7 protein-coding genes, 3 tRNA genes and 3 pseudogenes are annotated in these 13,427 nt (G+C 52.9%); 3 read left to right on the top strand and 10 right to left on the bottom strand.

Annotation, left to right across the window (positions count from 1 at the left end; genetic code table 11):
• Positions 1–86: 86 nt before the first annotated feature.
• Positions 87–728, top strand: coding sequence for a hypothetical protein (locus tag I6L44_RS03580; protein ID WP_216953309.1), 642 nt, complete (start codon positions 87–89; stop codon positions 726–728).
• Between the two features lie 131 nt (positions 729–859).
• Here the strand turns inward: I6L44_RS03580 and I6L44_RS03575 are convergent, their stop codons facing one another.
• Complete coding sequence (locus tag I6L44_RS03575; RefSeq protein WP_216953308.1) at positions 860–2,509, bottom strand: MBL fold metallo-hydrolase; 1,650 nt, start codon at positions 2,507–2,509, stop codon at positions 860–862.
• Between the two features lie 1,182 nt (positions 2,510–3,691).
• Between I6L44_RS03575 and I6L44_RS03570 the strand changes: the two genes are divergently transcribed.
• Positions 3,692–5,047 (top strand): 8-oxoguanine deaminase, encoded by a 1,356-nt coding sequence (locus I6L44_RS03570; protein WP_216953307.1) that lies wholly within the window; start codon positions 3,692–3,694, stop codon positions 5,045–5,047.
• A gap of 176 nt (positions 5,048–5,223) precedes the next feature.
• A pseudogene (locus I6L44_RS03565) lies at positions 5,224–5,858 on the top strand (integrase core domain-containing protein); the annotation flags it as partial.
• 63 nt (positions 5,859–5,921) lie between these two features.
• Here the strand turns inward: I6L44_RS03565 and I6L44_RS03560 are convergent.
• The 9 genes and pseudogenes from I6L44_RS03560 to uvrY form a co-directional block, all read right to left on the bottom strand.
• A complete protein-coding gene (locus I6L44_RS03560) occupies positions 5,922–7,100 on the bottom strand; it encodes an acyltransferase (RefSeq protein ID WP_216953306.1) in 1,179 nt (392 codons plus the stop codon).
• Between the two features lie 220 nt (positions 7,101–7,320).
• Positions 7,321–8,172, bottom strand: a pseudogene (locus I6L44_RS03555) (IS5 family transposase); the annotation flags it as partial.
• Positions 8,173–8,265: 93 nt separating this feature from the next.
• Positions 8,266–8,995: pseudogene (locus I6L44_RS03550) on the bottom strand (IS3 family transposase); the annotation flags it as partial.
• Positions 8,996–9,392: 397 nt separating this feature from the next.
• Positions 9,393–9,479 (bottom strand) — tRNA-Leu (locus tag I6L44_RS03545).
• Between the two features lie 41 nt (positions 9,480–9,520).
• A tRNA-Cys gene (locus tag I6L44_RS03540) sits at positions 9,521–9,594 on the bottom strand.
• A 35-nt stretch (positions 9,595–9,629) separates the two neighbouring features.
• Positions 9,630–9,705 (bottom strand) — tRNA-Gly (locus tag I6L44_RS03535).
• 181 nt (positions 9,706–9,886) lie between these two features.
• Positions 9,887–10,441: a CDP-diacylglycerol--glycerol-3-phosphate 3-phosphatidyltransferase gene (gene pgsA, locus I6L44_RS03530; protein WP_005337443.1), complete on the bottom strand. Its 555-nt coding sequence runs from the start codon at positions 10,439–10,441 to the stop codon at positions 9,887–9,889.
• Between the two features lie 199 nt (positions 10,442–10,640).
• The gene (gene uvrC, locus I6L44_RS03525; RefSeq protein ID WP_216953305.1) at positions 10,641–12,494 is read right to left on the bottom strand and encodes an excinuclease ABC subunit UvrC; all 1,854 of its coding nucleotides are present in this window, start codon (positions 12,492–12,494) and stop codon (positions 10,641–10,643) included.
• A gap of 127 nt (positions 12,495–12,621) precedes the next feature.
• The gene (uvrY, locus tag I6L44_RS03520; RefSeq protein ID WP_005337448.1) at positions 12,622–13,266 is read right to left on the bottom strand and encodes a UvrY/SirA/GacA family response regulator transcription factor; all 645 of its coding nucleotides are present in this window, start codon (positions 13,264–13,266) and stop codon (positions 12,622–12,624) included.
• Positions 13,267–13,427: the final 161 nt, after the last annotated feature.

Below are 13,427 nucleotides of genomic sequence, written 5' to 3'. Positions count from 1 at the left end.
AGCCCTTGGGCTGCGCTCTTTTTTTCAGGGCCCTGCGCTTTGTTCAAGGCTCGGCCCATGCAAGCGAACATAAGGAAGATGGCATCATGAAGATATCCAGCTGGCCCTTGCTGGCACTGGCCCTCTCTGCGGCGGCCCTGATCGCCCCGGCCCATGCGGGCACCACCACCAGCGGCAAACTCGATCCAGCCGCCAGTGCCCGCGCCAAGGCCAAGGTGGCCCAGTTTCTCGACTGGGAGCGCGCAGTCAAACCGAGTGGCCTCTATCAGAACGAGCTTGGCGGCGCGCTGCCCGCTATCGTCTCCCCCGAGCTGCTCTGCCTGCTCAATGCCGCCTCAAAGGCGCGCGAAATAGCCACCCGCGAGGCCCCTGACGAGAAGCCCCCCTTTGTCGAGGGCAACCCCTTCCTGCCCAACGCCTGGGATAACCTGCTGGGCTCGGAGATCCTCTCGTCGCGCGCCATCGCCGGCAGCCGGGATCGCAGCGAGGTCAAGGTGCGTTTCACCTTTGGCGAACCGGGCACCCCGCTTGACGCCCCCAGCGGCACCTACCGTTTTGTCAGCACTTATCTGGTACTGGACGGGCCGCAAGGCGCCCGCATCACCGATATCGACGCTGGCGGCAGCTGTGATTTCTGCCAATCCGGCAGCCTGCGCGCCGCCCTCTATGAGACGCTCACCGCTTATCCCGCCGCAGGGGGAGAGCAGTGCAAGGGGTTGGGGAAATAGTTTTTTAGTTGGGATAGAAGTGTGTTTGGGGAATAGAAATAAAAACCGCAGCTCAAGGCTGCGGTTTTTCATCTTCAAAATAACGTAAGATCATATTGACGTCAAAAATCCAAAATAATATGAATGACAGTTCACTTCTTTAGTGTAGTTTTTCTCAGCAGTCTTCTGAGCATGATCTTTATTTCTTTCAATTCATTTCCTAACAAGTCTATTTTTTGATCTAATGATAGAGTGAGCGTATCATCTGATGTATCTGGAAGATAGGTACCCGCGTCAAGATCAAACCATTGTGAGCTTGCAAGATATATGTCTTTTATTTTTCTCTTTGACAGATCTACACCTTCAATTAATTTGTTTTTTAGTCCAGCCTTACTATCATCTGAACCGTGATTAATGAATATTGTTACAGGGTTGCAATTGGATTGTTCAGTGTTTTGAGTGTTCAAAACGAAATCAACTAGACCAGACTGATCAGCATGGGCAGAGTAATAACTGGAGAAGTCAAAAATAGATGCTTTACTATTTTTCATTCTTTGAGTTAGCGTGGAGCTACCATTGGCTTCTTTGGCCTGATAACCAGTAATTATAATCGCATTGTTGGAATTATCAGATAATAAATCAAGATAATCGACAACAGGCCCTGCATTGCACATTCCTGAGCTTGCAATAATTATTTTGTGTCTTTTTCGGATAACATCTTCTGGTGTCTTGATTGAGGATTTTTGATTGGTACCAATCTTTCTTAAAATTTGACGTTCGGACACATTATTATCTTTTTCAAAAAGGTCTTTTAATTTTGAATAGTCATCAAACCCCAGTGTTTGCAATAATGACTCATTTATGTACATGCCTTTTCCAGTCGATGTTTTATCAAATAGTCTATCGCTATAAATAGTTGATATTTTATTACCAAGAGGCGAGTGGACACACCATGGAAATCTCTTTGGCTTGTTATTTTCATCATAAGTTGGTGGCATGTTTTTTTCAATTGCAGCCCAGATGTCACATATTAACTCCTGAGTTCTATGCAATGAAAATGCAGGAACTAACAGTGTGCCGTCATTATTTATACAAACGTTGTTAATAACTTTCCACAGTTCAGCGATACGGTTATCTTTTGATTTAACTGTTGGTTCTCTGTTTCTAGAACCATATGTTGACTCTATGACCATATAGTCAGTTTGCGGAAAAGGGTAATGTTCAGATTTGAGTAACGGTAAATATTCAGCACCATCTACATTAACACCGATATCGCCACTAAACAAAATAGTTTTCCATTTGCTGTCAGGACTATTTGGGGTTTTCCAAGATAATGAAATGTGAGCAGCTCCAAGAATATGGCTACTTCGTAAATATGTAAACTTTAGTCCATCTGATAGAGATATTGTTTTCCCCCATTTAAATGGTTGTTCATCAATCAAAAACCATGATATTTCTTTTAAAAGACATTGGTCCATTCCGCTTATTTTTAATGAGTCCAACAACATTACCTCTACAATTTCTTTAGTAGCTTTAGTGGCATAGACTTTTCCAGTGAAACCATACTCAATTAATGTAGGAATTAAACCGCAATGATCTAGGTGGGCATGGGTAAGTAAAATAAAGCTAATTTGCTCTGCATCGAATGGAAAATCCTCAAACTTTTCTACTCTTTGCGGCTCATCACCACCTTGATAAGCACCACAATCGACAAGAAATTGAATGTCCGAGTCAGTGTGATGTAACCAAGAACAAGAGCCACTGACGCCATTAACAGCGCCAACAAAGTTCACTTTTAGCATAAAACCTCCTTGTTTTTTCAATAAAAAATTTAATTGATTCTGATGCCTTTTAGGTGGCTAGTTAGTTTTCATATTGCTGTGCTAAAGAAAAATATTTTTGGATTTCGTAGAATCAAGCATTAGATCATCGTTTAGAAGGTCGTAGGTTCGATTGACGAAGCATAATCAGAGGTTCGAGAAATAAGTCGTTATTACGGTGAAATACTTACTATCGGGCCTTCAATATAAAACCGCTTCCCGAAAGGGATGGGTGCCGCTTGCCGTTATACTCACCATGATTTTTCACCTATGCAACCATGGCGATGACACCTGTTGCATAGGAGTGACAATCTGCTCTCGCCATAGGGTGGTCGAGGGGCTGGCTGCGAGCTAACAACCCGCCCAATCTGTGCCCCGAATAGGCAGGGGACGGTTACCTTGGTGCAATGCGCTGCGCTTGGTGCACCCTACGCCTGTTAACCGGCCTCGGCGTTGCGGGTTGGGTGTTGCCCCTTGTTGTTCGCCGGGGTGATCCCGTTTGTCCCATACCGTAGGGTGCAATGAACGAAGTGAATTGCACCTCTATTCGACGCGGGTTTGCTTGCGGCAACAGGCTTGGCGGATTGCGCCATGGGCTTCACCTGTAAGGGGAGCGGTTACCGCGGACGATTACGCTTCGCTAATCGACCCTACCGACCCTGCTGGCGAAGTCATGCCAACGGGGTTGGCGACCCCTCACCCTAACCCTCTCCCGCAGGAGGAGAGGGGACGGTTGCCTTGGCGCAGGGGCGGGAGACCGGCTGGTCTCCGTGAAAGACGCTACCGCCCCTGACTGTCGCTGCCACATTGCGCCGTTGACCTTGGTTTGGGAAAAGGGGCCAACAGGCGCCGCCAAATATCTTACGGATTCATTGAGCGCTTAACTATGGCGGCTATCACGCAACTATCAGAAACCAGAGGTTTTTTTGCGCTGGCACAAGCTTTTGTTAATCACTGGTTGATTAATTGCGGGGTAAACCTTGTGTGGATGGTCGCCTTGGGTAATCCGTCGCTATCACCTTGATTCAAAACGGCGATCACAGACTTTTTGCGCCGTATGTCTAGACTGGGTTGGCCGCGGTCGCTGACCGCCGCCTCTGGATCAGCAGACAGGGTATAACTGAGCTGGCTCACCCCTATGTGTCACTGATGGAGGAGTCGGCCATGTCCGCTACCCGTATCTGGATTAAAACCCCCCTTGCCACCTTTACCCCCGAAACGGTCGATGGCCGCGGCGGGCTGGTGATTGAAAACGGTCTGATAAGCGAGGTGCTGGCGGCAGGCCAACAGCCTGCCCGACCGTGCGAACAGCTGTTCGATGCTCGCGACCATGTGGTGCTGCCGGGCCTTATCAATACCCACCACCACTTCTACCAGACCCTGACCCGCGCCTGGGGGCCGGTGGTCAATCAGCCGCTCTTCCCTTGGCTCAAGACTCTCTATCCGGTCTGGGCCAGATTGACGCCCGACGCTCTGGCGCTGGCGAGCAAGGTGGCGATGGCGGAGCTGCTGCTCTCGGGTTGCACCACGGCGGCCGATCACCACTACCTCTTCCCGCGCGGGATGGAGGAGTCCATCGATATTCAGGTGGCGGCGGTGCGTGAGCTGGGGATGCGCGCCATGCTGACCCGTGGCTCCATGAGCCTTGGCGAAGATGAGGGGGGCTTGCCGCCGCGCCACACGGTGCAGGGGCAGCAGCAGATCCTCGATGACAGTCTGCGGCTGGTGCGCCAGTATCACGAGCGCGGCGCCGGGGCGCAGATCCAGATTGCGCTGGCCCCTTGCTCCCCCTTCTCGGTGACCGAGGAGATCATGGTGGAGAGCGCCAGACTTGCGGCCGAGCTCGATGTGCGGCTGCACACCCATCTGGCGGAGACGCTGGATGAGGAGGCGTTCTGCCTTGCACGCTTTGGCCTGCGCACCGTCGATTATCTCGAAAAGGTGGGCTGGCTTGGCGATCGCACCTGGCTGGCCCACGGCATCCACTTCAATCCGGACGAGATTGCGCGGCTGGGGGCGGCGGGCACCGGGGTGTGCCACTGTCCGGTCTCCAATATGCGGCTCGCCTCCGGCATCTGCCCGACCCTGGATCTGGAGGCAGCCGGTGCGCCGGTGGGGCTCGGGGTGGATGGCTCGGCCTCCAACGATGCCTCGAACCTGATGCAGGAGGCCCGTCAGGCCCTCTATCTGCAGCGGCTGCGCTACGGCGCCGAGCGCATCACTCCGCGCAAGGTGCTGGAGTGGGCGACCGTAGGCTCGGCCCGGCTGCTCGGGCGCAGCGATCTCGGTGAGCTGCTGCCCGGCATGCAGGCAGATCTGGCGCTGTTCAAGCTCGACGACCTGCGCTTTAGCGGCAGTCACGACCCCATCGCGGCCCTGATCTTGTGCGGCGCCGAGCGGGCCGATCGGGTGATGGTGGGTGGCAAGTGGCGGGTGGTGGACGGTGCCATCGAGGGGCTGGATATCGAGCAGCTTATTGCCCGTCACAAGGTGGCCGCCGCCGCGCTGGTGCATGGCTAGCCGACTCTGGTGCCACTCCCTGGCTGTATGGAGTTGGTATTCACCTGACAGTTGTCCACAAAAGGGAGTGGTCATATGGCTTCAAACCGGATAACAAAACAGTGCCCCCTACTGTGTTATCTGGAGTCACCGTAGACCTGCAACGAGAAAAACTCAGCCTGCCAGAGCTCGCCAAAGAGCTCAATGACGAGTAACTTCGCCTGTTCGAGCGTCTCAGCCCAGAGTTTCGAGAACGTCAGATTGAGGTCCACTACACCGGAGAACTGGTGGCTGTCGGCACCTTCTTCGTCGGCGCGATCCAAGGGGTTGGCAGGTGTATCTGCAAACCGTGCTGGACTGCTACAGCCGCCACGCCTGGGGACGGCTCTACACCAGCAAGCTGCCGGTGACCTCGGTCTATGTGCTCAATGAAACGGTACAGTCGTTTTTCGAGGCCCACGAGGCACGGGTCTATACCATCCTGTCGGATAACGGGCGCGAGTTCTGTGGGCGCCCAGACCATCATCCCTACGAGCTGTTCCTGCAACTGGAGGGGATTGAGCACCGGACAACCAAGGTACGCAGGCCGCAGAGCAACGGCTTTATCGAACGGCTGCATCGCACACTGCTGGATGAACACTTCCGTATCAAGGGGAGGACGACCTGGTATGAGTCGGTAGAGCAGATGCAGACAGACCTGGGTAGCTACCTGGCGCACTACAACACCCAGCGGCCGCATCAGGGCAGGATGATGGAGGGACTGACGCCCTACAGCATGTTCAAGAAGGGTCTGAAATTGATACCGAAGGAAGTGCGCTCTAAAGTAGCGTAAACAAGACACCGGCTTGAGGCCGGTGTCAGGTGATAACTAGATCTGTACAGCAGCTTAATAGACTTAATTTAAATGACTAACGGCCACTTCATTATTAACTCTACAGTCATTTTTTTTGATAATAAAGTAGCCAGCCAATTTTTTACCAACTCGTTGGGATGGCTTTTCCACTAGCTTATGTAAAACCCAAGATAAAAATATGCACCCACCAGTCACAATCAACAGTGAAACCCAAGCTTTCATGCCAAGATCGAGTAAGATTCTAAGCGCTACATAGCCAGCGACACCATGTATCACATAAAGTGGGTAGCTTATATCTGCCAGGAAATCGAAGAACTTGTTTGACCTGAAAAAATCCTGATACGTAAATGCAAAAATGAAGGTCAACAATGCAAATGCATAGCTCCATGCTACCGTTATTCCGGCAGCTGCGGGGCCAATATACCATTGCAAACAGAAAAGGCAAAAAATCACTCCAATTAAAAGATATGCTTTGTCTCTTTCAATACGACCACGTTGGACATAGTGAAACACCACCCCAATGAACATATATATAATATATTGCGACACTGTCATAAAGGTCATTGCCAATTGCCACAACCTTGCATCCGTATTACCCCAACCGGGAATATACTTATTAATAACAATCGATGCTATGAAGATAAATATCGGGGCTAAAAAAACCATGGTTGATTGCTTTCGAAATAGCACAATCAATAACGCACAGACAAAATAAAACTTCATTTCTATCTCTAGCGTCCACACTATTCCATCAATACCTCTTGACCATAAGACATCTCTAATACCAGGTATGTAATGAATCAATACCTCTTGAGTAGTGAATGGCCACTCCCTTGAAAAATAATGCGAGCTAATTAAAATGGCAACCAACGTAATACTAAAACCTACAATATATGTTGGCACAATTCGCAGCATTCGATTGATAGTAAAACCAAACCAACTTGTTTTTTGCAAAGAAAATGGAATTACGAAGCCACTAATGATAAAAAATAATGCTACACCATATGCCCCCCAATTAAATAATGAAAAGGCGTTTAATAATGAAACATAAATAGGAATTGCATGCGTTTCAAAGGGAAGCATTGGCGCATTTGTTAACACCTCTACAGCTGCACGGCTTGACCAAAAAACGCCATAGTAATGTGAAATAACTACAGCTAATGCAGCAAAGCCTCTTAGAGTGTTTGCGAAATCAATCCTATTGCTTTTCTGGTTTTGCATATGGTTGACGTAGATAGTGAAAGATTGACAAATTGTAACATGAACTCAAGCACAGTCTGTAGTGGTCAACTAAATCCGGACTCTTGATTAGGCGGATCCTCGGCTTTTGCTGGCGTGACCCCGTAATTGTGTTGATGTGGATGCCGCCAGTTGTAGTAATCGGCGTTGTTGCCCAAATCCCCCAGCAAGTCATGACTTCCCCAGCCCCTGGTGACCGCAACACTCGGGGTTTTCTGACAGGTAGACCCAGGGTATTGAGTTTGTTTATGGCGCTTACATACGCCATGACGTCTCCCACTTGGCCGTTTAGTTACGCAGACTGATTTTCCCCGCCAACAACTGCTTGAACCGATACATCACCGTCTCGGCCAGCGAGCGACGGTGATACCCCGATATCTTCTTCCAGTCCGCTAGCCCTTCCTTGCGCATCACAACACAGCATCATTTCTCGGGTGTCCCTTTTCCATAACGCCGTGCTTTCGCTAGTCAGGATACAGGCTGTCGCCCCCTGTGCGCTAGATAAGCTGATGGCTGGCTTTACTGTCGTCGGCGCCATCCGCATAAACATGTCCCAGCGAGACTTCCGCCGCCACGATATCGTGGCTCACCGGATCTACCGCCAGATGCAACTTGCGCCACACTCGCCGTTTTTCGGCGCAGTGTTTGCTGACCTTTCACTCACCTTCACCAAACACCTTCAGCCCGGTTGAGTCGATAACCAAGTCGGTAACGCGTCCCCTTGGGGGGAGCGATAAGCCACTTTCACCATACGGGCTCGCTTGCAGACACAGCTATAGTCCGGTGCGCACAACGCCAGATTCCTCAACTCGAGCAGGGAGTCGAGTAGTCCCCGAGTGGCCCGCGGGGTGAAGTTGAAAATTCCCTTGAGCATCAGGAAGGTACAGATGGTCTGGTTGGTGTAGAACTGGCTGCGGCCTTGCCGTCCGTGATAGTCGTGGTGAAACCAGTTGCTCATGGCCTCGGCATCAACCCAGAAGGTGGGTGAACCACGGTGAATCAAAGACTTGTTGTATTTAGGCCAGTTGGTGATGGGGTGCAGCGAAATGCCCATGATGCAAACTTGAAGAGGATGGTGATGAGCAGATCACCGAGTCCTCAGCTAGTTCCATTCAAGCTGCATCGATTTGGGCAACAACGCCTAGCAATCCATCAGGTAATAGCTGATATCCAGCTTCGCTTCCCGCAGGTTCAGGTATCCCGTTGCTGGGAGCCACTGTGACTTCAAGCTTCTGAACAGCAACTCCATCGGGACGTTATCCCAGCAGTTACCACCATGATTCATGCTCCAGGCCATGCGATAGCGCCACTGTCGTTGCCGAAATGCCCGACTGCCCTATTGGCTGCCCTGGTCGGAGTGAAACAGCACACCCTGATTGACAAGCCCGCTGCTGATAGGGCATCTCCAGAGCTTTGATGGCCAGATCTACATCAGGCTTACCAGAGATCGTCCAGCCCACAACTCGCTGGGTATGCAGGTCGAGCATCACAGCCAGATAATGCCAACTAGCCCCTGCCCAAACCTAGGTGATATAGCCACACCTGATTGAGTTGCTGGACATCAAATTTGCGGGCCAGCAGATCGGGAATATCCGGTCGTGCAGACCGGGCACCTTATAACGGTGTGCGCCCGGCTGTTTGGATGCCAACCCGGATTCCTTCATCAGGTTACGGACTTTGAATCGGCCAATCTGATACCCCAGCGTTCGCATCATCGACATCAAGGCGCGACTGCCTGCGGAATCCCGGCTCTCTTTGAACAAACGGCGCAACTAACGGCACTGTTGCATGCACTCACGGTTAATTACTCTCCTACGAACCAGATAATCATAAAAACAGAACGAGGGAGCATCGCAAGCGCAGCAGACCAAAGTGATGAGGGCTTTCCTCCAAGTCCTGTCAGGGATATCTAACGGGCTAAATGATCTGAGAGTAGTAACCAAAGCGAAAACAGGGACCGTAGAGCAGGACGGAGCCTCTCAGACCACCAGTCAGAGAACATTAGGCACCACGCAGCGCTTTCATGGCCATGAATACCCGGTTGGAGAATGGAATAACTTACCGGGTAAGGAGTGGTGGAAGTAAGCGGCCATACCCTGCCCCACGAGGTAAATCCCTCGGCTATATACAGACCCCTATAAAAGCCTGCCTTCAGCAGGCTTTGTTGTTATGAAGCAGTGGACTCGACACAATCGCTGTCGCCATTTTGGCGCCATTTAGGAAAAAGAAAAAGGCCACTATTTCTAGTGGCCTTTCGTAACTCTTTGATTTTAATGGTGCCCGAGGCCGGAATCGAACCGGCACGACGCGAACGTCGAGGGATTTTAAATCCCTTGTGTCTACCGATTTCACCACTCGGGCACCGCAATCGGTATCAAGCTCGCGTGGCGGGCTTGTCAATATGGAGGCACGTTCCGGAGTCGAACCGGACTAAACGGATTTGCAATCCGCTGCATAACCGCTTTGCTAACGCGCCATGCAAAAGAGAGTTGGCTCTCTATTGTCTGAATTTGGAGCGGGAAACGAGACTCGAACTCGCGACCCCGACCTTGGCAAGGTCGTGCTCTACCAACTGAGCTATTCCCGCATTGGTCTGGCTGACTGCCTGACTACGAGGACGCATTCTAGCGATGTTCCTCGCCCAGTCAACCAGAAATATTTAATTACCTGATCGTTCGGGCATTTTTTGCCCTTTTTGAACGGTTTTAGCGCCTTTGGCCGTTTCCTGCCTCAAATCAGCGGAAACCTCACCTTGCGGTGCGGGTGACTCACAGGTTGGCGTGGTGGGTCAAATCGCCCCAGGCGGCCTTCATGTACTGGAACATCGACCAGAAGGTGAGCACGGTGGCGACATAGAGCATCACATAGGCGAGCCACACCATCCAGACGTTGTATTGCCAGATAAGACCGGTGAGCGACACCATCTGGATCATGGTCTTCCACTTGCCAATCCAGCTGACCGCCACCGAGGAGCGTTTGCCTAGCTCGGCCATCCACTCACGCAGGGCGGAGATGATGATCTCGCGGCCAATCATGGTCATGGCGGGGATGGTCACCCAGATGGTGTTGTAGTGTTCGACGATAACCACCAGTGCGGCGGCGACCATGATCTTGTCGGCAACCGGGTCGAGGAAGGCGCCAAAGGCGGTGGACTGATTGAGCTTGCGAGCCAGATAGCCATCAAACCAGTCGGTGGCAGCGGCCAGAATAAAGACGATGGCGGCAGCCAGATAGGACCATTGATAAGGCAGATAGAACAGGATGACGAAGACGGGAATGAGCAAAATCCGGAAAAACGTCAACAGGTTAGGTATGTTTGTCATTATTTTCAGCCACTTCTTGTACGTCGCTACATAGTGCGCCAAAGCCGATTTGCGATGCAACCGCACTGGCGCCCGTCTTGGTCTTTTTAATCCATCAATCTTCTCAAAATGCGGGGGCCATTATGGCATTTACGGCCCCCCCGCGTCACGGCTCTTGTGCATCAAGGAGTTAGCGATTTTGCCATGCTGCTAACCCTGCTCAGGCGCTGTGCAAGCCATCGTGGATGGTCTGGGCCAGCTCCTGACTGATGCCGGGTACCTTGGCCAGTTCATCCACGCTCGCCTTTTTGACCTCCTGCAGGCCGCCCAGATATTTGAGCAGTGCCTGCCGCCGTTTCGGCCCCACCCCCGGAATATCCTCCAGACTACTGCTGGTGCGGGCCTTGGCCCGTCTGGCCCGGTGGCCGGTAATGGCAAAACGGTGGGATTCATCGCGAATATGCTGAATAAGGTGCAAAGCGGGCATATCTGCCGGCAAATGCAGCTCTTCGTGGCTCTCCCCCATGATAAGCGTTTCCAACCCCGCCTTGCGGGTGACCCCCTTGGCAATCCCCACCAGCAGCGGATATTTGCCGCCGAGAAACTCCAGCTGACGGGCCAGGATCTCTTCGGCGCGGCGCAACTGGCCGAGGCCACCGTCAATAAACAGCACATCAGGCACCTTGTCCGGCTCCTGCTGCTTGCCAAAGCGGCGCTCCAGCGCCTGCTCCATCGCCGCGTAGTCATCACCGCCAGTGATACCGTCGATATTAAAACGACGATATTCCGATGAGAGCGGCCCCTCCCGGTTGAACACCACGCAAGAGGCCACGGTGCGCTCCCCCATGGTGTGGGAGATATCGAAACACTCCATGCGGGCGATGGGGCGCTCCAGCTCCAGCAGCTCTTCCAGCTGATCATAGCGAGCGGTGATGGTGCTCTTGTGAGCCAGCCGCGAGCGCAGCGCCGTCTCGGCGTTGATGGAGGCGAGCTTGATAAAGCGGGCCCGTTCGGCGCGGGTACGGCTCACCACCCGCACCTTGTAGCCAGCTGTCTGGCTCAGGGTTTCGGCGATGACGCTTTCATCCTCAAGGGCCACATCAAGCAGCACCTCGCTCGGGATCTGCCGTCCCCCCTGCCCCGACAGATAGAACTGCAGCAGGAAGGATTGCACCACCTCATCGAGCGGGGTGTCAGCCGGCACTTTCGGGAAGTAGCTGCGCGAACCCAGCACCTTGCCCTGACGGATAAAGAGCACGTGGATGCAAGCAGCACCTTGCTGGAAGGCGACCCCCACCACATCCAGCTCGTCCAGCACGTTGCCGCTCACCGACTGCTGTTCGGTGACCCGGCGCAGCGCCAGGATCTGATCCCGATAGCGAGCTGCCTCTTCAAAGCGCAGATCGCCGCTGGCGGACTCCATCTTGCCCACCAGTTCGCCAATCACCTGCTGGTTCTTGCCCGCCAGAAACAGTTTGGCCAGCTCCACCTGCTGGGTATATTCGGCCTCGCTCACCAATCCAGCCACGCAAGGGCCGGCGCAACGCTTGAGCTGATAGAGCAGGCAGGGACGGGTGCGGTTGGCATAGACCGCATCCTCGCACTGGCGTACCGGAAATATTTTCTGCATCAGATGCAAACTATCGCGCACCGCGCCGCCAGAGGGGTATGGGCCGAAGTACTCTCCTTTGATCTTGCGGGCACCGCGATGCACGCCGATGCGTGGATGCTGGTGCGCGGTGATGATGATCCAGGGGTAGGATTTGTCGTCCCTCAGCAGCACGTTGTAACGGGGCTGGTACTGCTTGATCAGGTTGTGCTCGAGGATCAGCGCCTCGGTCTCGGTGTGGGTGACGGTAACCTGGATATCGGCGATCTGTCGCACCAGGGTGCGGGTCTTGATGCTGTCGACGTTGGTGCGAAAGTAGGAGGCGAGCCGCTTTTTCAGATCCTTGGCCTTGCCCACATAGATCACGGTGCCACCGCTGTCATACATGCGGTAGACGCCACTCTGATGGGTGACGGCGCTCAGAAACGCCTTGCTGTCGAAGAGAGGTTCGGGAGAGAGGGTCATCAGCTGCTCGGCTCACACAAAGGCAAAAATTGACGGGCAGAGCATACTGCCCCCGCCGCCTGAAAAGCAAAAGGACAGAAAAGCAAAAAGGCGGCACGCGCCGCCTTTGTGACCACACGCCACCCGATTAGAGGGTATCGGCATCCAGCATGCCATAGCGAATGGCCAGATGGGTCAGTTCCACGTCACCGTTGATCCCCAGCTTGCTGAACAGCCGATAGCGGTAGCTGTTGACCGTCTTCGGGCTCAGGTTGAGCTGCTCGGAGATATCGGTCACCTTCTGCCCCTTGGTGATCATCATCATGATCTGCAGCTCGCGCTCGGAAAGGGACTTGAAGGGATTCTCGTCAGCGGAGGCAAACTGGCTGAGGGCCATCTGCTGGGCAATCTCCGGGGAGATGTAGCGCTGACCGGAGTGCACCAACCGGATCGCCTGGATCATCTCGTCAGGGGCAGCCCCCTTGGTCAGGTAACCGGCGGCGCCTGCCTGCATCACCTTTGTGGGGAACGGATTTTCTGAATGAATGGTCAGCACTATGATGCGCACATCGGGGCGGATCCGCAGAATTTTGCGGGTCGCTTCCAGACCACCAATACCCGGCATGTTCATGTCCATCAGGATCACGTCCGGATGGTGTTGGCGACAGAAAGTGACTGCGGTCTCGCCGCTCTGTGCCTCGCCCACCACCTTGATCCCGCGCACATCTTCAAGAATGCGTCTTATCCCTGTACGCACCAGCTCATGATCATCGACCAGGAATACATTTATCACCCAAACACCCCGTTTTATCTCGTTTTAGCCGCCCGGTTAGGGTTAACAGGGCGTCTTGCATCATAACCAAACTCGTCGCTTTGGCAAACCATGCACGCCAAAAGTTTGAGAAAACCCATGTTTAGCGTTTAAAATCAAATAATTATATAAAATTTCAAAAC

The organism is Aeromonas sp. FDAARGOS 1414, from assembly GCF_019047065.1.
In the GTDB taxonomy this organism is placed as follows: domain Bacteria; phylum Pseudomonadota; class Gammaproteobacteria; order Enterobacterales; family Aeromonadaceae; genus Aeromonas; species Aeromonas veronii_A.
Note: the sequence above shows the minus strand (reverse complement) of the source record. Positions and strands in the feature narration are given on the sequence as shown.